The organism is Actinomyces sp. 594, from assembly GCF_019325145.1.
Taxonomy (GTDB): Bacteria; Actinomycetota; Actinomycetes; order Actinomycetales; family Actinomycetaceae; genus Actinomyces.
The window spans coordinates 37057-56191 of sequence record NZ_PIZC01000045.1; the positions used below are offsets into that span (position 1 = coordinate 37057).

The window sequence follows — 19135 nt, forward strand, 5'->3', positions numbered from 1 at the left end:
CAGTTGTTCGCCTACTGTTGTCCACAGGCGGCGTTGACGCACCCCGCGTCCACAGGGACGGTTAAGCGGTGGTGATACATGTCAGTGGTCCGGCATAACGTCGCTCGTGAGCCCCGGAGAGGGGTACCGCAACCAGGACCAGACGTAGCCACCGCGGCGGAGAGCCGCACGAGAACAGAGGAATACCAATGCCCGCTGCAACCCAGACGCAGGACCGCTCCAAGGCCCTGGCCACCGCCCTCGCCCAGATCGATAAGTCCTTCGGCAAGGGCTCCGTCATGCGACTCGGAGACGACTCCCGGCCGCCGGTGTCGGTAATCCCCACCGGCTCCGTCGCACTCGACGTCGCCCTGGGCATCGGTGGACTACCGCGTGGCCGTGTAGTAGAGATCTACGGGCCGGAGTCGTCCGGCAAGACCACAGTCGCGCTGCACGCCGTCGCCAACGCGCAGAAGGCCGGCGGCAATGCCGCCTTCATTGACGCCGAGCACGCCCTGGACCCGGTCTACGCCAAAGCTCTGGGCGTAGACACCGACAACCTGCTGGTCTCCCAGCCGGATACGGGCGAGCAGGCCCTGGAGATCGCGGACATGCTCATCCGCTCCGGCGGACTGGACATCATTGTCATCGACTCCGTAGCCGCCCTCGTGCCCAAGGCTGAGATCGAGGGTGAGATGGGCGACTCGCACGTCGGCCTGCAGGCGCGGCTGATGAGCCAGGCGCTGCGCAAGATCACCGGTGCCCTGTCGGCCACCGGTACCACAGCCATCTTCATCAACCAGCTGCGTGAGAAGATCGGCGTGTTCTTCGGCAACCCCGAGACCACCACCGGCGGCAAGGCCCTGAAGTTCTACGCCTCCGTGCGTATCGACGTGCGCCGCATCCAAACCCTTAAGGACGGCGACCAGCCGGTTGGCAACCGCACCCGGGCGAAGGTCGTCAAGAACAAGATGGCTCCGCCCTTCAAGCAGGCCGAGTTCGACATTCTCTACGGACAGGGCATCTCCCGGGAGGGCGGCATCCTTGACCTGGGCGTGGAGAACGGCATTGTGCGCAAGTCCGGCGCCTGGTTCACCTACGGCACCGACCAGCTCGGCCAGGGTAAGGAGAACGCGCGTACCTTCCTCAAGGACAATCCTGAGCTCGCCGATGAGATCGAGTACAAGATCCTGGCTGCTCTCGGCATTGGCGAGCCGGGCCGGAAGGCCCGCGAGGAGGCGGAGCAGGAGGCTGCGGAGCAGGCCGCCGCTGCGCAGACTGCCCCTGCGGGCGGGAAGGGCACTGCGGCAACTGCGTCCAAGGCGGGCGGACGCAAGAAGAAGGCGGCTGCGGCCGAGGAGGCCGACGCCATGTTCGGTGAGGACGCCGGCGGCTTCTGATGCCCTGGCTCACCCCGGATGCGCACACCGAGCAGGTCGAGGTGGCCAGGGATATCGTCCTGCGCCGCCTCGACCGCTCCGCTGCACCGCGCGCGGCACTGGCGCTGCTGCTGGAGCGTAAGCAGACCGACCCCGCCGTCGCCCGGGAGGTTCTGGACCGGCTTGAGGCGGCGGGGGTGATTGACGACGCCGCCTATGCCGCCCGCCTGGCCCGTACCCGCTTTGCGGAGAAGGGAGCCGCCCGGCGCGCTATCGCGGACGAGCTACGCCGCAAGGGCCTGGGGGAGGGACACATCCACGCCGCCCTGGCCCAGATCGATGGCGAGGACGAGGATGCGGCCGCCCTGGTGCTGGCGCGCAAGCGACTAGCTGCCAGCCGTGGGCTTGAGCCCGCTGTACGTCGGCGCCGCGCCCTGGCCGCACTGGGCCGCAAGGGGTACGGCGCCGACGTAGCCGCGCGTGCCGTCGAGCGTGCTCTGGCGGAGGAGGGGGCCGGCACCGGGGCCGTGCGCATGAGCCCGGAGGCTGCATCGGAAACCGAGTGGGGCGCCTAGGTCGTATTGCCTATGTGGGGGTAGGGGCTGCGTGGTGTGCGGCCAGTTGCGCCCACTTAGACGGTGCGCCCAGCGCTGGGTGCAGGCGCGCACCCTGCCGGAACTCGGCTGGGGATGACACCCGGTGTCACTCCTGCGGCAGCGTCAGGTCACGGTAGTCGTAGACGTCTACGAACGTGACCTCGGCGCCGTCGGTGATTTGGACGATGTAGTCGGAGTGCACCTCAGTCGAGTTGAAAGTGTTGTCCAGCTTCACGGCCTCTGAGCGGTCCGCCGGAACCAACCAGGTGCCCTGCACATCGGCCCCGTATAAGGTCGAGGTGAGCAGCAGGCTGCCGTCGGAGAACTCCCCGGCGATCTTGGCGTCCGCAGTGGGAGCGAGATCGGCCAGGCACTCCAAGGAGTGATCATCAAGGGTGACGCGAGCGAGGCCTGCATACAGGGCGGTGTCGGAGATGGTCGGGTACTGGTGGTTCTCACCCAGCTCGCAGGCGCTGGTGTCCACCTCGACGACGGCACCCGTCTCATCCACCAGCCACAGGTCCTCGTTGTGCTTCAGCCCCAGGTGCGTGGGACCAGGGATGAACCGAACGCTGTCACTGTCGGCGATCAGCAGCTCGGCGGGGCCGAGCTGCACGATGTTGTTGGTGTCAACCTGCTTGTCGGTGAGGGTGAACAGCGGCGTGCCATTCCACTGGGCCACGTCGCTCAGCTGGAAGTCGCCCTCGGCTGAGAGCAGCTCACCCCAGCTCGATCCGGTCAACGAGAGGTCGGCGTTGACGTACAGCACGCCGGAGGTCGTTGAGTCGTCCTCCATGACGATCGCGCCCGCGAAGTTCTCATTGGAGCGCACCGACACGCCCGCGTACTCGAATGCCGCCGTCGCCAGATCCTCGGAGGCGGCCCGGCCGGTCTCCAGCTCCAGCCAGGTGACCTGATTCGCCATGGCCTCGGTGTTCCGCAGGAGGATCTCGTCCTCACTCGTCTCGTCTGGTCCGGCGAACCACACCGAGACGACGCCGATCCCCGGGTCCGCGCTCAGCCGCAGATGCATGTCGGCCACGTCGTCGGGCACCGCCACGGCGGTGGACCAGGCTTCGGTACCGTCCCACAGCGCACGCCGAACCGTCAGGTCCGCGGAGGCGTCCGTGCGCGGTTCGATGTAGGTAACACCTGCCTCGTCCGCGTAGACCGTGCCCGTTTCTGCCTTGAAACTGAGCGTGGTGGCGGTTAGTCCCGAGGCCTCAAAGTTACCCGCCAGAGGGGTCTGCGTGCCGTAGGTGGTGCGGCTAGGCGAGGCTGCCGCGGAGGAGCCGGCCTGCGTCGCCGTGGGGGAGGAGCATGCCGCCGCAGCGGCCAGGGCGGAGGCGGCGACCAGTGCGGCCGTACGGCGGGGGAGATTACGAAGTCGCATTACTAAGGCTCCTGGGTCAATGTCTGGGACAACGGGGAGTAAAACAGGCATGTCACGGTTTTCGCAAGCGTTATTTCCCTGGGTGTCACCGGGGCGGGCTGGTGCCGTGGCACGGGCGGTACGCGGCTGGTGCCGGGCTGTTACAGAAGTTGGCCTGGGGCGCGCGGGGACGCAGGTGTGAGGTGAATCATGGGGAGCGGCATCGGCATTGATTTCCTCTTACGTAAGGCAACCCTTACATTTTCCCTATGAGACGTCCTGTCGCCATCGCCATGGGCGCCGCGGGCCTCGCCGCTGCGGGCGCCGCAATCGCCCTCACCGCCCGCACGCCCCGTCCGCGCGTGCCCGCCGTCTCCGTCGACGCCGACCGTCACCGCCCGCCACGCGTGATCATCGCCGGTGGCGGCTACGTCGGCTTCACCGTAGCCCGGGCGCTGCGCAGGCGGCTGAACACCGACGAGGTCGAGATCGCCGTCGTCGACCCGCGCCCGTACATGACCTACCAGCCCTTCCTGCCGGAGGTCGCCGCAGGCTCCATCCAGCCGCGGCACGTGGTCGCCTCCCACCGCCGCAGCCTGGACGGCATCACCATCCTCACCGGCTCGGTCACCGCCATTGACCACGCCAGCCGCACCATCACCATCACGCCCCCGGTCCCGGAATCCACGCTCGTGGCCCCAGAGCCGTACCCGCTCGCCTATGACTACCTGGTGCTGGCCCTGGGCGCCGAGGCCCGCACCCTCCCCATTCCCGGCCTGGCGGAGCAGGCCCTCGGCTTCAAGCAGGTGGAGGAGGCCCTGGCGCTGCGCAACCGGGTGCTCTCCCGTATCGAGGACGCCGCCTCCACGTGGGACCACGACCGCCGTCGGCGCCTGCTGACCTTCGTGTTCGTCGGCGGAGGATTCGCCGGCGTGGAGGCGATTGCCGAGCTGGAGGACATGGCTCGCGCCGCCGTCGCCAAGATTCCCAGCATCGCACAGGAGGACGTGCACTTCGTGCTGGTGGAGGGCACCCGCCGCATCCTGCCGGAGCTGACCGAGGAGCTGTCCGGCTACGGCCTGCAGCAGCTGCGCGAGCGGGACATCGACGTGCGGCTGTCCACCTTCCTTAACTCCTGCGTCGACGGGCACGTGGTCCTGTCCGACGGAACCGAGTTCGACGCCGACACCATCGTGTGGACCGCCGGCGTGAAGGCAGCCCCGGTACTGGCGGACTCCGATCTGCCGATCGATGCGCGCGGTCGCGTGACCGCCCTGCCCACGTTGCAAGTGGCCCGCGACGGCGTCGTCGTCGCGGGCGCCTGGGGGGCCGGCGACTGCGCGGCCGTGCCGGACCTCACCAGCGCAGAACCGGACGCCACCTGCGCCCCCACCGCCCAGCACGCCGTGCGCCAAGCCAAGGTACTGGCTGAGAACCTGGCGGCCACCTTGGCGGCCGGCGGCGCTCACGAGCCCCGGCTGAACTCCTACCGGCACGAGAATCTCGGCACCGTCGCCTCCCTGGGTATCGGCAAGGGCGTGGCCCGCATCATGGGCCACAACCTGCGCGGTTTCCTGGCCTGGACCGCTCACCGGGGCTACCACGTCTACGCCATGCCCACCTTGAACCGGAAGGTGCGCATCATGATGGACTGGCTGGCCGCCGTCGTCTTCCGCCGCGATCTGGCCAGCTTCGGCTCAGTGGCCGCGCCCGGTGCCGCCTTCGCGGCGGCCGCCGAGCACGATGCCCGGCTCGCCCGGCGGCGCGAGCAGTCCCGCCCCTCCGCCTGAGCGCTCGGGCTCAGCGCGGCTGCTGCGGCGTCGTCGGGGCGGGAATGTCCGCCACATCCGCCGCGGTGGCGATGCCGGTGACCGTAGTCATCTCCTCGCTGGTGCGGCGGCTGAGCCGGTCCGCCAGCCGCTGCGCCAACCAGGACATCCCGAAGTTGAGCACCACGAAGATGGCGGCGGTCACGATCAGGGACGGGATCAGGTTCGCCTTCGCGCTGCCCAGCAGGCTGCCCGCGGCCAGCAGCTCGGAGTAGGTAATGATGTAGCCCAGCGCCGTGTCCTTCAGTGCCACGATCAGCTGGCTGATCATGGCCGGCATCATCGCCACCAGCGCCTGGGGCAGCTCGATGAGTCGGCGCGAGCGCGTCGGGGTGAGCCCAATCGCCAGGGCCGCCTCCCGCTGGCCGGAGGGCAGGGAGTGGATACCGGAGCGGACCAGCTCGGCCACCACCGAGCCGTTGTACAGGGTCAGGGCCGTCACTACGCCCCAGAAGGCCGCCGAGCTCGCGGGGACGAAGGAGACCTGGGAGAACATGAAGTAGAAGAACAGCATGAGCACCAGGACTGGTACCGCCCGGAAGAACTCCACCACTACGGTGCTCAGCCAGCGCACCAGGCGGGCGTCCGCGAGCCGCCCCAGGCCGAAGGCAACACCGAAGACGAAGGCGGCCACCAGTGCCACGGCCGCGGCACGCAGCGTCGCCCACAGGCCGGGCAGCAAGTAGTCAGTCCAGGCGGACGCGGTCAGGAAGGGCGCCCACCGCGCGGCTGTGAACTGGTCCTTGGCGGCCAGGGCCGCGATCACCCACGCCCCCAGCGCCACCAGGAGGATCACGCCGATTACGTTGCCGATGCGCTCGCGGCGCAGGGCCTTGGGGCCCGGCAAGTCGAATAGGAGCGACTGGTCGTTCATCGTGCCACCGCCAGCTTTCGGGAAAGGGAGGTTGTGAGCAGCCCGATCGGCAGGACGATGATGGTCCAGCCGATCGCGAAGATGGCGAAGATCGCCAGCAGGTGCTGCGGGGAGAACTCGAACATGTCGGACATGACCGAGGCGGCCTGGGCGACGCCGGCGGCCGAGGCGACCGTGGTGTTCTTCGCCAGGGCGATCAGCGTGTTGCCCAGCGGTGCCACCGCCCCGCGCAGCGTCTGCGGCAGGATGATCGAGCTCATGGTCTGCCCGAAGCCCAGGCCGATTGCACGGGCGGCCTCTGCCTGCCCGCGCGGGACGGTGTTCAGGCCGGAGCGCAGCGCCTCGCACACGAAGGTCGCCGTGTACACGCTCAGGCCGATGACCGTCAGCCAGAAGGAGTTGCGCGCCAGCCACTGGTCACCCCACCGGCCGGAGACCACGATGCCGAGCTGCCCGTAAAGGCCCAGTGAGCAGGCCAGGATGATCAGGGTCAGCGGGATATTCATGACGATGTTGGTGAAGGCCGTGGCGAATCCGCGCAGTGACCCCATGGGGCTGACCCGCATGATCATCAGGACCGTGCCCAGCAGGGCGGCGCCGAGCGCGGAGAAGACGGTCAGCTCGATATTGACTAGGAACGCGCCAAGGATGTTGTACTGGGAAAGCAGCTCACTCAATGACTCTTCCTTTCCTTGATCCGGGAGTGGGCGGGGCTACTCGCACAGCGAGTCGTCGACCGCAGGCGGGTTGAGCGCCGTGTCGGGATCGAAGGACGTGCCCACGGATTCCTCCAGGAGCCGGCTCCAGGTGCCCTCGGCGATGATCTGGGTGATGGCCTGGTTGACCGCGCGGCAGCGCTCGGCGCCGTCCTTGGGCAGGCCGACACCGTAGTGCTCCTCGGAGAAGGCGTTGCCGACTACCTCCACCTTGCCGGTGTAGTTCGGCTGTGCGGCGAAACCCGCCAGGATGATGTTGTCGGTGGTAACCGCATCCACCGTGCCCGCCGCCAGGAACTCCACGCACTGGGAGTAGGAGCGCACTGGGAACAGCTGCACGGAGCCGGAGGAGTAGTTGTCGCGGATGGTCTGTGCCGAGGTTGATCCCTCCACTGAGCACAGGATGTGCCCGTCCATGTCATCGGGCCCGTTGATGTCGGAGCCGGTGCGCACGAGCAGGTCCTGGCCGGCTATGAAGTATGGCCCGGCGAAGGTGATCTTCTCCCGCCGCGCGTCGGTGATCGAGTAGGTGCCGATGACCATGTCCACCTGCCCGTTCTGCAGCATTGTCTCGCGCTGGGCGGAGACGGCCTCGATCCAGGTGATCTCGTCCTCGGTGTAGCCGAGCTTGCCCGCTATGGCGCGGCCCATCTCGACGTCGAAGCCGGTGTAGCGTGCGCCGTCCTTCAGGCCCATGCCGGGCTGGTCGAACTTGATGCCGATGCGGATGGTGTGCCCGGAGCCGGCGGAGTCGGCACCGCAGGCCGCCAGCGGCGTCATGACCACCGCCAGGCCGATGATGACCGCCGCCAGGGCGCGGGCGCGAAGACCCGGGCCGGTGCGCGGGCGCCGTCGGCCACGAGGAGTGTGAAGGATGGGTGCCATGCCGGCCTCCTGTGTGAATGGTTGTCGCTGGGGTGAGCCGAGTGACGCGCCGTAGCGTCGGCGACCGCCCGCACGCTTAGTGCGTGATGAGTTTGGACAGGAAGTCCTTGGCCCGGTCGGTGCGCGGGCTGGTGAAGAACTGGTCGGGCGGAGCCTGCTCCACGATGGCGCCGTCAGCCATGAAGACAACGCGGTCGGCGGCCTGGCGGGCAAAGCCCATCTCGTGAGTGACGATGATCATAGTCATGCCCTCAGCCGCCAGCTCGGTCATGACATCGAGGACCTCCTTGACCATCTCGGGGTCCAGGGCGGAGGTGGGCTCGTCGAAGAGCATCACCTTAGGGCGCATCGCCAGGGCCCGGGCGATGGCGACGCGCTGCTGCTGGCCGCCGGACAGCTGGGCCGGGAACTTGGCTGCCTGGGTCTCCACGCCCACCCGCCGCAGCAGCTGGCGCGCCTGCTCCTCGGCCTCGGCCCTGGGGGTCCCGCGCACCTTGATGGGGCCGAGGGTGACGTTGTCGAGAATGGTCTTGTTGGCGAACAGGTTGAAGGACTGGAAGACCATGCCGACGTCGGCCCGTAGCCGGGCCAGGTCCTTGCCCTCCTGCGGCAGCTCCTGGCCGTCAATGCGAATGATGCCGGAGTCGATGGACTCCAGCCGGTTGATGGTGCGGCACAGGGTCGACTTTCCCGATCCGGACGGCCCCAGGACTACGACCACCTCCTGCCGGTGCACGGAGAGGTTGATGTCCTTGAGCACGTGCAGATCGCCAAAGTGCTTGTTGAGGCCAATGATCTCAACGAGCGCCTCCCGGTGGTCAGCGTGCCCGGGCACTGGCGTGGGTGTGGCATTCATGCCGCAATGACATCCGCAGTCCATGTCGGCAATGGGCCAGGTGTGTTTCTGGCATGTTACGGCGGGTGGGCGACGACGTTACGGAAATCACCCGAAAGGCCTGCCGGGGCGAAAGGTCCCACGTAAGCCCATGGGGTAGGGGTGGGCTCTAGACTGCTGGCGATGACCGTCACCGATACACCCCGTACCAGTGTTCCCCACGCAGCCGCGCCTGCGCCCGCACTCACGCCCGTGCGCGAGCTGCTGCCGCGCACATACCACGTGCGCACGCTCGGCTGCCAGATGAACGTCCACGACTCCGAGCACATGGCCGGCCTGCTGGAGCAGGCGGGCTACCGCCGCGCCGAGGATGTTCCTGAGGTCGCGGCGCGCGCCACTGCGGCCGGCGACGGCGGTGCGGACGTCGTCATCATCAACACCTGCTCCGTGCGGGAGAACGCCGCCACGCGCCTGTTCGGCAACCTGGGGCAACTCGCGGCCGTCAAGCGGGAGCGGCCCGGCATGCAGATCGCCGTGGCCGGCTGCCTCGCCCAGCAGATGGGGGAGGGGATCGTTGAGAAGGCCCCGTGGGTCGACGTCGTCTTCGGCACCCACAACATCGACGTGCTGCCCGCGCTGCTGGACCGCGCCCGCCACAATGCCGAGGCCGCCGTCGAGATCGAGGAGTCGCTGAAGGTCTTCCCCTCCACCCTGCCCACGCGCCGCGAATCCGCCTACGCCGCCTGGGTGTCCATCGCGGTGGGCTGTAACAACACCTGCACCTTCTGCATCGTGCCCTCCCTGCGCGGCAAGCAGCGCGACCGGCGCCCCGGGGACGTGCTGGCGGAGGTGGAGGCCGTGGCCGCCCAGGGTGCCATCGAGGTCACCCTGCTCGGTCAGAACGTCAACTCCTACGGCGTCGGCTTCGGTGAGCGCGGTGCCTTCGCCGGCCTGCTGCGCGCGGCCGGGAACGTGGATGGCATTGAGCGGGTGCGCTTCACCAGCCCCCACCCGGCCGCCTTCACCGACGACGTCATCGATGCCATGGCCGACACGCCCACGGTCATGCCCAGCCTGCACATGCCGCTGCAGTCCGGCTCGGACCGGGTCCTGCGGGCCATGCGACGCTCCTACCGCACCCGCCGGTTCCTGGACATCCTCGAGCGGGTGCGTGACCGGATGCCGCAAGCCGCCATCACCACCGATCTGATTGTCGGCTTCCCCGGGGAGACCGAGGCGGATTTCCAGGCCACCCTCGACGTCGTCGAGCAGGCCCGCTTCGCCTCCGCCTTCACCTTCGAGTTCTCCCCGCGCCCGGGTACCCCGGCCGCCGGCATGCCCGACCAGGTGCCGCTCGAGGTGGTCAAGGAGCGCTACGCCCGGCTGGATGAGCTCGTGCGCCGCATTACCCGGGAGGAGAACGAGCGCCAGGAGGGGCGTACCGTCGAGATCCTCGTGGCCGAAGGTGAGGGGCGCCGCGACCAGGCCACGGCCCGCATCTCCGGCCGCGCCGACGACAACCGCCTGGTGCACGCCGCCCTGCCCGTGGGGCTGGCTGCCGACGACTACGCCGCCGGTGCCCCGCGGCCCGGCGACATGCTTACCGTCCGGGTGACGCACGGCGCCCCCCACAATCTCATTGCCGACTCCGCCCGCTGCGGCACCGGGGCCGGCGGTGCGCTCGCGGCCGATTCGGTGCGGAGCGCCGGGGACCGCATCTGGACGGACGACGGCCCCGCCCTTTTCGAGGTGCGGCGTACCCGCGCCGGGGATGCCTGGGAGCGGCGGCGCCGTGAGGCCCACGCGGAGCCCGAGCCGGACGCGGCGCCGGTGGCCATCGGTATGCCGATGATTCGTCCCGGGGCGCATGGGCCGCGGTAGGCCGCCTGCGCGGCTTCGCGATCAGGAATGGTGATGCCTTGAGGGCGCGCGTCGTGAGCGGCTTGGATTCGATGGGCGTACCCGCGCGAGTTGACTCCCTCGCCGTGTACTGACACACTGGGTGTGTTGATACACTGAGTGGGAGGTCGAGATGTCGGCATTCGTCATATGGGTAATCGTCGCCGCCGTCGTATTCCAACTGCCCGCCGCGAGCGCGCTCCGGGACGGCCCCGGCTCTGGCCGGGATCAACGCACAGAGGACTACCTGGCCGGACAGGGGCTCGCGCTGCCGCCCGACCTTCGGCAACAGGTTCTCTCACGCCTGCGTCTCCGGTCGCGTGCCGCCATCGCCTGGGGCTGGGGTGGCTGGGTGGTGGGAGTCGTGGTGGCCGTGGCGGCGCAGGCGGTCGGTGCCGCCCACCTCGTGCCGCTGATCACGCTCCTGGCGACTGCGCTTGGACATGCGACCGGCGCCATCATCGGGCTGATGCGGGAGGCGGTCGATCCTCTACCCACCGCACCCCGGGTGGCGCGCGCCCGAGCCACGACATGGAGGGAGTACTGCGATCGCTGGGACCGCCGTGCGGCGCTCCTATCGGTCCTGGCCACCGCCCTCGCCTGCGTCGCCGCCCTGGGGGTGTGGGCACTGACCCCGCTGCGCCCGGATGGCGGGTGGCTGGTGCCCGCGGCAGTCATCGCCGCAGGGGTGTGCCTGTGCGCGGCGGAAGTCTTCTGCCTGCGGCTCGCAATGGTTCTGGCCGAGCGCCCCCAGCGGGCGCACAGCGACCTCGAGCTCGCCTGGGATGATGCGCTGCGCTCGGGCGCCGTCCGGGGGGTGCTTGACGTGGTCGTCGGCGCCGGGCTCCTGGCGACCCTGGTTGTTCTTGGGACCTCCGCCACCTGGTTGATCGCCCCGGAGGTGCGCGCCCGGGGGATGGAGCTGACCGCGCTCCTGGGGCTGGCAGCCCTCCTCATGGGGCTCGTGTGCTGGGCGGTGATCCTCGTGCCGTGGCAGCGTGGACGGCGGGTGCGCAACCCCTCCCTGGTGCTGTGGCGCGACTATGACCTGTCGGCGTCGGCGCAGGGGGGCCGGGCGTGCTGAAAGTCGACGCTTCCGGTCAGACTCCCCCCTTCGAGCAGATCCGGGACCAGTTGCGGGCGCAGATCGTTGCGGGGGACCTCGACGTCGGGGCGAGACTGCCCTCGGTGCGTCGGCTTGCGGCGGACCTCGGGGTCGCTCCGGGGACCGTCGCCCGAGCGTACCGGGAGCTCGAGCAGGCCGGTCTGGTCCGCACCAATCGGCGCACCGGCACGATCGTCGCACCGCCCGCGCCCATGGGCGGGCGCAGCGCCGCCGAGCTGGCGGCGTACTGCGTAACTGGCATGCGGGAACTCGGGCTCACTGACGAGCAGATCGTGGCGGCCGTGCGCGACTGCCTGCTGCGCGATCCTCGGCCAACGGCCGACCCGGGTACGTAACGCCTACCGACCTCGGCACGTAACGTCTACCGACCTGGGTGAGGGGAGGTGAAGAGCTCGGCGGGCAGGTCGCGCCAGGTGCGGGAGGCAGCCGCGGAGCCGTCGGCCCGCAGCAGGGCGAAGTCGTAGTCGAAGCCGGCTGCGGCCAGGCGGGCCGGATCGGCCACGAACAGCGCCGTGGCCAGCCCGTCGGCCTCCGCGCAGCTGCGTGTCACCGTCCAGGTGGCGACGACGGCGCTCGCCCCCGCCACGGGCAGGCCCGTGTACGCGTCCAGGATGTGGTGCAGGCCCGGGCCCCAGGTGCGGCGGGAGACCCCCGAGGCGCACACGGCCCCGTCGGTCAGCTCCACCACGCCGATCACCTCCCCGGTGCTACCGCCCGCTTCATGGGCTGCCCCCCTGCCCTGCGCGCCCGGGTGCCCGCCCGCCCCGGGAAGCTCCAGCCCGATGCGTACCGGCTCGGCGCAATGCACCAGCAGATCGCCCCCGGCGTCGATCAGGTACTCCTCGTAGGCGGCGTCTCGCAGCCAGTCGGCGAGCAGGTCGGCCAAGAACCCCTTGCCGGCGGCACCGACGTCGATTAGCGCCGGCCCGCGCAGCACCAGCAGGTCGCCGCGGTGGCAGGCCCAGCCGGCCCAGGTGGCGCGTCCGTGTACTGCACCCAAGCGATGGGCGGCGCCATCGCGCACCGCGAAGCTGTATTCGGCGTCGTAGCCGAGCTCCGCCAGGTCCGCGCCGGCCAGCGGGTCGAGGCGTCCGTCCGTGACCGCATGCAGTCGGTCGTACAGGTCCAGCAGGGTGCCTGAGCCCGGGGGCAGGCTCAGCTCCACCCCGCCGTCGGCCCGGCGGGGAAGGGCTCCGGCGGCCGCGCGCCGGACCAGTGAGCCGGGCCGGAAACGGGACCAGACGTCCTCGAACGCACTGATGCGCTCCGTGATCCGTTTGCGCAGCGTGTCGGGAAGTCGATCGCGTGTAAGGACCTTCCAGGGACAGCCGGTGGCCTCGAAGCGCCAGGCCTGGACGAGCCCGCTCGGGGTACTCGGTGCGCGCATACAACCTCCCTGACCTGGCGTTTTGCGTCGCATCCGATCATGACGCGGCGTCAGCCGGCAAGTGATTCGGCTTTGACGTATCCAATTATGTGAGCTTACTCTTTCGGATACAGGCCAGCCTCGCCTAAGCATAGGGAGGCTCGCCTGACCCCGCTCATCACGCGAAGGAATCCGGCCACATGCCCAGTGCCCCTACCCAGGAACGCCGCGTCTCCAGCCCGGCGCGCGCCGTCATCGCGCTAGGTGTGGCATTGCTGCTTGCCGGTGTGCTGGGCGGATTGTGGTCCCCGGCCCGTGCCGCCGAGTCCGACACGGACTACGACTCCTGGACCGCCGTGGCGGACGCCATCTCCGCGCAGCTCGACGCCGCCGCCGACTCCTACGCCGCAGGCGACACCTCCGGCGCCGCCGCCGCCTTCCAGCGCGCCTACAACTCCGGATACGTCGCCTCCAACATGCAGGTCGTCACCACCGACAACCTCGGCGCGGAAACCGCATCCGAGCAGCGGCAGGACTTCACCGACCTGCGCCGGGCCGCCTACGCCCCCGGTAATGACGAGGCCATCGACTCCGGCGTCACCGGGTTGTCCGACTCCCTGACCGAGAGCGCCGGCCGGCTCGACGAGCTGGCCGACCTGCCCGACCCGCGCACCTACGCCGCCGACCAGGCTGCCGCCATCGCCACCGAGCGGGCCGAGCTCCAGGCCAACAAGACCCGCGTCAATGAGGGCCGCGGTGAGCGCACCTGGGCGGACGTGGCCGCCGAGATGAACGAGCTCATCGACTCCGGTGTGGACAAGGCCGCCTCCGGGGATCGCGAGGGCGGCGCCGCAGACGTCAACAACGCCTACTACGGCTACTACGAGAAGCTCGGGTTCGAGAAGACCGTCATGTCCGCCATCTCCGGAGCCCGCGTATCGGAGGTGGAGAACCAGTTCAAGGTCGTCCGCAAGGCCATGGTGGGCGGCGCCGACATTACGCAGATCACCGCAGAGGCCGAGACGCTCAAGAACTACCTGACCGAGGACGGTGCGGCGCTCGACGGCGGAGCGGCCGAGAGCATCAGCCCGGTCAGGGCCCTGCTCACTGGTTCCTTCGGGCAGGCCTTCGTGATCCTGCTGCGCGAGGGCCTGGAGGCGATCCTGGTGGTCGCCGCGGTTATCGCCTACCTGCTCAAGGCGGGCATGCGGGAACGAGTCAAGTACATCTACGCCGGCGTGGTACTGGGGCTGGCCGGCTCCGGGTTGGTGGCGCTCCTTTTCGCCTGGCTGTACGACTCCGCCTCCGCCCACCAGGAGATCCTGGAGGGCGTGGTGGCGCTGGTCGCCATGGCCATGCTGCTGTTCACCTCCAACTGGATGCTGTCGAAGTCCTCGGTTGCCTCCTGGAACCGCTACATCAAGGACAAGGCGGAGGCCTCCATCTCCGACGGCGGCTTCTGGGCGCTGGCCTCCCTGTCATTCCTGGCGGTCTTCCGTGAGGGTGCCGAAACCGTCATGTTCTACGAGGCCCTGTTCGCCATGGACCCCTCCGGCTCGGCCAGCATCTGGCAGGGCTTCGCCGCCGGGGCGGTGGTGCTCGTGGTCGTCTTCCTGCTCATCCGCTTCACCAGTGTGAGGATTCCGCTACGGCCCTTCTTCGCCATCACGAGTTTCCTCATGGCCGTCCTCGTCGTGATCTTCGCCGGCGGCGGCGCCCACGCCCTGATTGAGGGCGACATCATCCCGGCGACCTACGTCGAGGGGTGGCCCACGCAGGACTACCTGGGCCTGTACCCCTACCGGGAGACCCTCCTGTTCCAGGCATTCATGGCCGCAGTCGTCGTCCTCCTCTCCGCCGTGTCCGTGCTCCGCCACCGCAGGGCTGACGCAGCCCAGGCCGCTGCAGACGAAGACGCCGCTGCAGCGGCCGAGTAGTCCTGGGCACTGCAGAAACAGCCAGCACAAACAACCAGAACTAACAACCAGAACTAACAACCAGAACTAACAACCAGCACCAACAACCAACGAAGGAAACACATCATGCGATCCCTCAAGCTCATCAGCGCCGCGGGCGCAATCGTCCTGGCCGGGAGCCTCGGACTGGCCGCCTGCTCATCCAACGACTCGGGCACCTCCGCGGATACGGCCACCGAGGCTGCCGCGGACGCCGGCGACGCCTCCGACAACGAGGCCGGATTTGAGGAGTTCGACGTCAACGAGTCCCAGAAGGACCAGGAGGCAGAGGGCCAGATCAACGTCAACCTCGTCTACTTCCAGCCGGTCGATATGGAGCCCGCCGGTGCCGCCGGACTGCCTGCCTCGCAGGCGGACCTGCACCTGGAGGCCGACGTCACCGCCCTGGCCGACAACACCCTCGGCTACGGCGCCGGAGACTTCGTGCCCGGACTGACCGTTGACTACTCCATCGCCCCCGCCGACGGCTCGGGCGAGGCCGTGGAGGGCACCTTCATGCAGATGAACGCCTCCGACGGCCCCCACTACGGCGGCAACATCGCCCTGCCGGACGCCGGCCAGTACACCGTCACCATCACCATCCACAGCCCGGAGGAGAACGGCTGGGTGCTGCACACCGACCCCGACACGGGCGTCAAGGGCCGCTTCTGGACCGAGCCGATAGAGCTCACCTGGGACTGGGACTACACCCCCATGGAGTGGTGAGATCACGGTGACGGCGCCGCCGTCGCGCGGCCCGCAGGCACGGGTGAACAGACATAGGCAATCGATACCGAGAGGAGCACCTGCGGAGTGTTGGAGCGCTTTGTTTCCGTTGTTGGCGGGGCCACCCTGCCCTTCCTGCTGTACGCCGCCCTGGCGGTGGTGCTGACACCCACAGCCGTGGAGGGGTGGCCGCGCGCCAGCCGCTGGCGCCTCGCCTCCGCCCTGACCGGTACCGCCGGAGCCCTCGTCTTCGCCGTCCTGCGGGCCACCTCCGTGATCGACCGGCGCACCACCGTCAACATTCCCACGCTCATCGCCTGCGTGGCAGTCGATGCGGTCCTGATCGTGGTGCTCGCCCTGCTGGTACGGCGGCCCACCTGGGGCGTGGACGGGCGCCTGGGCACAGTCGCGCAAGTCGTCGGCTGCCTGGCGATCGCCCTGGCCTTCTTCCGCGCCGTGCCTGAGGCAGTGCTGCAGCTGGCGGCCTTCATCGAGCCGGGCGAGGAGGTACTGTCCTCCCAGATGCTGCTGCGTGCGCTCGGCTTCATCGGCGGCTGGATCGCGGTGGCCCTGTTCGCCTTCGTCTACTATCGCGCCGCCCGCCGGGCCCCGGTGCGGCCCACGCGGATCACCCTGCTGGTGTTCGTGCTTGCATTCGGCACCGTTCATGTCTTCCAGCTGGCGCGGGTGCTGCAGTCCACCCACCGGATCCGGCTCGGCGGAGACGCTTTCCGCGTCATGTCGTGGGCTACCAACAATGCCGGCGGCGTCGTCCTGCTGACCGCGGCGGCCGTCTGGCTGGTTCCCATGGGCTTCGCGTTGGCCCGGGCTGTCGGGCGCACCCCGGTCCAGGCCAACCCGGCGCGCACCCGTGCCCTGCGCGCCGAGCGGCGCCGCTCGCGCCGCTGGGTACTCGCCTCCGGCATCGGCTTTGCGGCGCTGGTGGCCACTCGCACCGTCGCCGTCGCCAAGGTCAACGAGGTCCCCACCCTGTCCGATCCGGAGCCCTACGAGGTCACCGCCGACGCGGCGGTGGTCTCCGCCGCCGTCCTGGGAGACGGGCACCTGCACCGCTTCGCCTACGCGACCTCCGACGGCACCGAGGTCCGCTTCATCATGATCCTGAAGAACGGCGGCGCCTACGGGGTGGGCCTGGACGCCTGCGAGTCCTGCGGTCCGGCCGGCTACTACGAGGGTGCTGGCAAGATCATCTGCAAGCGCTGCGATGTGGCCATCAACCCGGCCACCATCGGCTTCAAGGGCGGCTGCAACCCCATCCCCATCGACTTTGCGGTTGCCGACGGCACCGTCAGCGTGCCCCTGAGCGCCCTGGAGGACAGCGCGGAGGTGTTCGCCTGACGTGTTCTTCTCACGCCTGCTGCACCGCTCCTTCACCCGTCAACTCTGGCGCCGCTCCCTGGTCGGCCTGACCGTGGCCCTGTGCGCCTCCATCTCGGTTGCCATGCTCGGCGTCGTGCTCGACGTCGGCGACAAGCTGAACGCGGAGCTGACCGCCTACGGCTCCAACATCGTCGTCCAGCCCAAGGCCGACGCCGTCGTCTCCAGCCTGTACGAGACCACCGCGGACACCGAGTCCACGGCATTCATCGCCGAGGAGGAGGTCGCGAACATCAAGACGATCTTCTGGGCGTACAACATCGTCGACTTCACCGCAGAGCTCACCGGCCACGTGGATGCGGCCTCGGCCTCCGGGCAGGCCACGGACCTGGCCGTCACCGGCACGTGGTTCGACAAGGAGCTCAGCCTGTCCACGGGCCAGACGACTGTCGCCGGCGTGACCACCCTGCGCTCTTGGTGGACGCTGGAGGGCAGCTGGCCCGCTGACGACGCCGACGAAGCCGTGGTCGGCTCCTCCCTGGCCCGTCGCCTGGGCTTGGGAGCAGGTGACACCGTAACCCTGTCCACCGCCGCCGGGGACCGTTCCCTGACCGTAACCGGCGTGTACACCTCCGGCGACGAAGACGATGACTCCCTCTACGCCCCACTGGCGATCATCCAGGACCTGACGGGGCATGCCGGCCAGGTGGACGAGGTAGAGGTCAAGGCCCTGACGACTCCGGAGAACGACCTGTCGCGCAAGGCGGCCCGCAACCCCAACGTGCTGTCCGCCGCCGAGTGGGAGACCTGGTACTGCACCGCCTACGCCTCCTCCATCTCCTACCAGATCGAGGAGGTCATTCCCGGCGCCGTCGCCAAGCAGGTGCGGCAGGTCGCCGCGGTGGAGGGCAAGGTGCTGGAGAAGACCCAGGCGCTGATGATCCTGATGACCGCACTCAGCCTGGTCGCTGCGGTGCTGGCCGTCGCTTCCCTGACCACCGCCTCCCTGGTGGAGCGCACCAGCGAGTTCGCCCTGCTCAAGGCGGTGGGTGCCTCCTCCGCCTCCATCAACCGGCTGATCCTGGCCGAGACCGCCGTCATCGGCGCGATCGGCACGGCGGTGGGGGCGCTGGTCGGCTCCGGCATCGCTCAGCTGATCGGGCAGGTGGTATTCGGCTCCTCCATCACCATGCGGCCCATGGTGTACGTGCTGGTGGTGGTGCTGGTGGCACTGGTGCTGCTGGTGGCCACCGCCTCCTCGCTACGCACCATTCTGAGGATCCAGCCCGCGACCGCCCTGCACAGGCGGTGAGGAGCACCATGACCGAACGCTCTGCGAACAAGCGCTCTGCGACCAGCCCTCCTATGACCAACCGGCGCATGTTCGCCACCATGCTCATCGGCGCCATGTTCCGGCGCCGCTCCCGCGCCCTCGCGGCTATCGGCTCCTCCGCAGTCGGGGCGGCCACCCTGTTCTGCCTCGCGGCCATCTGCCTGGCGGTCCCCGCCCAAATGAGTGCGGAGATGCGCCAGTTCGGCGCCAACCTGATCGTCACTCCCATCGACACCGATTCGAACTCAGCCACCGCCGGTACCACTACGGACGCGGCTGCTGGGACGGCGGGAGTCGGCGGGGCGCAGCCGGCGCGCATCACCGACGCCGACCTGGATCTGGTCGACGTCGCCGTCGCCGCGGCCACCGACATCGGCATCGACCAGCTGGCCACCGCCGCCTACCGCTACGAGACCATCCGCATCAACCGGTCCCCCTACCTGGTGGCGGGCATCGACGTCGATGCGGTGCGCGCCCTGAACGGGCACTGGGAGATCGACGGCGATTGGCCGGGCGAGGGGCAGGTGCTGGTCGGCACGAATGTGGCCGATGCCGCTGGGCTGAGCCTCGGCTCCAGCGTCACCGCCGAATACCTCTCCAGCGACAACCTCGCCTCCGTGGGCGAGCCCGCCGCCACCGATTCGGCCACCGCCCCAGCAACAGACTCGGCTGCCGGCTCAGCCACCGGCGATCCGGCGAAGTCGGACGAGGCCGCAGCGGGTAAGGCCCAGTGGCGGGTGTCCGGCATCGTGGACACCGGTGGGGAGGAGGACGACATCGTCTACGTTCCCACCGCCGCGCTGGAGGCCCTTACCGCCACCGCCGACGCTGGCTACGACGTGGTGGAGTTCTCGGTGGACACCTCCACGGTCAGCGTGGAGGACGTCGCCGGCGCCGTCGCCGACTCTGACGCGGCCGGCCGCGTCG

General features: G+C 69.2%; 16 protein-coding genes and 1 pseudogene. 11 read left to right on the forward strand and 6 right to left on the reverse strand.

Annotated elements, in window-relative coordinates:
• Positions 1-188: 188 nt before the first annotated feature.
• Positions 189-1379, forward strand: a complete 1191-nt coding sequence (recA, locus tag GZ998_RS07330) for a recombinase RecA (protein ID WP_161924473.1) — start codon at positions 189-191, stop codon at positions 1377-1379.
• Complete coding sequence (locus GZ998_RS07335) at positions 1379-1933, forward strand: regulatory protein RecX (protein WP_162678660.1); 555 nt, start codon at positions 1379-1381, stop codon at positions 1931-1933. Before recA ends, GZ998_RS07335 begins: the two co-directional genes overlap by 1 nt.
• Before the next feature lie 127 nt (positions 1934-2060).
• Here the strand turns inward: GZ998_RS07335 and GZ998_RS07340 are convergent, their stop codons facing one another.
• Positions 2061-3347 (reverse strand): hypothetical protein, encoded by a 1287-nt coding sequence (locus GZ998_RS07340; protein ID WP_219109467.1) that lies wholly within the window; start codon positions 3345-3347, stop codon positions 2061-2063.
• A 248-nt stretch (positions 3348-3595) separates the two neighbouring features.
• Here GZ998_RS07340 and GZ998_RS07345 point away from each other — a divergent pair, with 248 nt between their 5' ends.
• Positions 3596-5116 carry an NAD(P)/FAD-dependent oxidoreductase gene (locus tag GZ998_RS07345; RefSeq protein WP_219109468.1) on the forward strand — a complete coding sequence of 507 codons (1521 nt, stop codon included), beginning with the start codon at positions 3596-3598 and terminating at the stop codon, positions 5114-5116.
• A 10-nt stretch (positions 5117-5126) separates the two neighbouring features.
• Here the strand turns inward: GZ998_RS07345 and GZ998_RS07350 are convergent, their stop codons facing one another.
• The 4 genes from GZ998_RS07350 to GZ998_RS07365 all read right to left on the reverse strand — a co-directional run bounded on the left by GZ998_RS07350 (position 5127) and on the right by GZ998_RS07365 (position 8486).
• Positions 5127-6029: an amino acid ABC transporter permease gene (locus tag GZ998_RS07350; RefSeq protein WP_161924469.1), complete on the reverse strand. Its 903-nt coding sequence runs from the start codon at positions 6027-6029 to the stop codon at positions 5127-5129.
• Positions 6026-6706: an amino acid ABC transporter permease gene (locus GZ998_RS07355; RefSeq protein WP_161924468.1), complete on the reverse strand. Its 681-nt coding sequence runs from the start codon at positions 6704-6706 to the stop codon at positions 6026-6028. The genes GZ998_RS07350 and GZ998_RS07355 overlap by 4 nt, the downstream gene beginning before the upstream one ends.
• A 36-nt stretch (positions 6707-6742) precedes the next feature.
• Positions 6743-7630: a glutamate ABC transporter substrate-binding protein gene (locus GZ998_RS07360; protein ID WP_161924467.1), complete on the reverse strand. Its 888-nt coding sequence runs from the start codon at positions 7628-7630 to the stop codon at positions 6743-6745.
• A 76-nt stretch (positions 7631-7706) separates the two neighbouring features.
• Positions 7707-8486, reverse strand: coding sequence for an amino acid ABC transporter ATP-binding protein (locus GZ998_RS07365; protein WP_161924466.1), 780 nt, complete (start codon positions 8484-8486; stop codon positions 7707-7709).
• 162 nt (positions 8487-8648) lie between these two features.
• Here GZ998_RS07365 and miaB point away from each other — a divergent pair, with 162 nt between their 5' ends.
• The 3 genes from miaB to GZ998_RS07380 all read left to right on the forward strand — a co-directional run bounded on the left by miaB (position 8649) and on the right by GZ998_RS07380 (position 11825).
• The gene (gene miaB, locus GZ998_RS07370; protein ID WP_219109469.1) at positions 8649-10346 is read left to right on the forward strand and encodes a tRNA (N6-isopentenyl adenosine(37)-C2)-methylthiotransferase MiaB; all 1698 of its coding nucleotides are present in this window, start codon (positions 8649-8651) and stop codon (positions 10344-10346) included.
• A 151-nt stretch (positions 10347-10497) separates the two neighbouring features.
• Positions 10498-11448, forward strand: a complete 951-nt coding sequence (locus GZ998_RS07375) for a hypothetical protein (RefSeq protein WP_219109470.1) — start codon at positions 10498-10500, stop codon at positions 11446-11448.
• Positions 11442-11825 carry a GntR family transcriptional regulator gene (locus GZ998_RS07380; protein WP_162678667.1) on the forward strand — a complete coding sequence of 128 codons (384 nt, stop codon included), beginning with the start codon at positions 11442-11444 and terminating at the stop codon, positions 11823-11825. Before GZ998_RS07375 ends, GZ998_RS07380 begins: the two co-directional genes overlap by 7 nt.
• Positions 11826-11851: 26 nt before the next feature.
• On the opposite strand, the gene GZ998_RS07385 is transcribed toward GZ998_RS07380, so the two are convergent.
• Positions 11852-12877 carry an FAD:protein FMN transferase gene (locus GZ998_RS07385; RefSeq protein ID WP_219109471.1) on the reverse strand — a complete coding sequence of 342 codons (1026 nt, stop codon included), beginning with the start codon at positions 12875-12877 and terminating at the stop codon, positions 11852-11854.
• A 179-nt stretch (positions 12878-13056) separates the two neighbouring features.
• On the opposite strand from GZ998_RS07385, the gene GZ998_RS07390 reads away from it, so the two are divergent.
• From GZ998_RS07390 to GZ998_RS07410, 5 genes and pseudogenes are all read left to right on the forward strand, one after another.
• Positions 13057-14793 (forward strand): FTR1 family protein, encoded by a 1737-nt coding sequence (locus tag GZ998_RS07390; protein WP_162678669.1) that lies wholly within the window; start codon positions 13057-13059, stop codon positions 14791-14793.
• A gap of 102 nt (positions 14794-14895) precedes the next feature.
• Positions 14896-15537, forward strand: a complete 642-nt coding sequence (locus GZ998_RS07395; RefSeq protein WP_272927779.1) for an iron transporter — start codon at positions 14896-14898, stop codon at positions 15535-15537.
• An 87-nt stretch (positions 15538-15624) separates the two neighbouring features.
• Complete coding sequence (locus tag GZ998_RS07400; protein WP_219109472.1) at positions 15625-16896, forward strand: DUF2318 domain-containing protein; 1272 nt, start codon at positions 15625-15627, stop codon at positions 16894-16896.
• A gap of 1 nt (position 16897) precedes the next feature.
• On the forward strand, positions 16898-18187 hold the full coding sequence (locus GZ998_RS07405; protein WP_161924458.1) for an ABC transporter permease: 1290 nt from the start codon (positions 16898-16900) through the stop codon (positions 18185-18187).
• 8 nt (positions 18188-18195) lie between these two features.
• Positions 18196-19135, forward strand: a pseudogene (locus GZ998_RS07410) (hypothetical protein); the annotation flags it as partial.

Bases quoted from the DNA above. Each gene is read 5' to 3' on its own strand.
- recA (WP_161924473.1), top strand. From the start codon at position 189: ATGCCCGCTGCAACCCAGACGCAGGACCGCTCCAAGGCCCTGGCCACC.
- GZ998_RS07335 (WP_162678660.1), top strand. From the start codon at position 1,379: ATGCCCTGGCTCACCCCGGATGCGCACACCGAGCAGGTCGAGGTGGCC.
- GZ998_RS07340 (WP_219109467.1), bottom strand. From the start codon at position 3,347: ATGCGACTTCGTAATCTCCCCCGCCGTACGGCCGCACTGGTCGCCGCC.
- GZ998_RS07345 (WP_219109468.1), top strand. From the start codon at position 3,596: ATGAGACGTCCTGTCGCCATCGCCATGGGCGCCGCGGGCCTCGCCGCT.
- GZ998_RS07350 (WP_161924469.1), bottom strand. From the start codon at position 6,029: ATGAACGACCAGTCGCTCCTATTCGACTTGCCGGGCCCCAAGGCCCTG.
- GZ998_RS07360 (WP_161924467.1), bottom strand. From the start codon at position 7,630: ATGGCACCCATCCTTCACACTCCTCGTGGCCGACGGCGCCCGCGCACC.
- GZ998_RS07365 (WP_161924466.1), bottom strand. From the start codon at position 8,486: ATGAATGCCACACCCACGCCAGTGCCCGGGCACGCTGACCACCGGGAG.
- miaB (WP_219109469.1), top strand. From the start codon at position 8,649: ATGACCGTCACCGATACACCCCGTACCAGTGTTCCCCACGCAGCCGCG.
- GZ998_RS07375 (WP_219109470.1), top strand. From the start codon at position 10,498: ATGTCGGCATTCGTCATATGGGTAATCGTCGCCGCCGTCGTATTCCAA.
- GZ998_RS07385 (WP_219109471.1), bottom strand. From the start codon at position 12,877: ATGCGCGCACCGAGTACCCCGAGCGGGCTCGTCCAGGCCTGGCGCTTC.
- GZ998_RS07390 (WP_162678669.1), top strand. From the start codon at position 13,057: ATGCCCAGTGCCCCTACCCAGGAACGCCGCGTCTCCAGCCCGGCGCGC.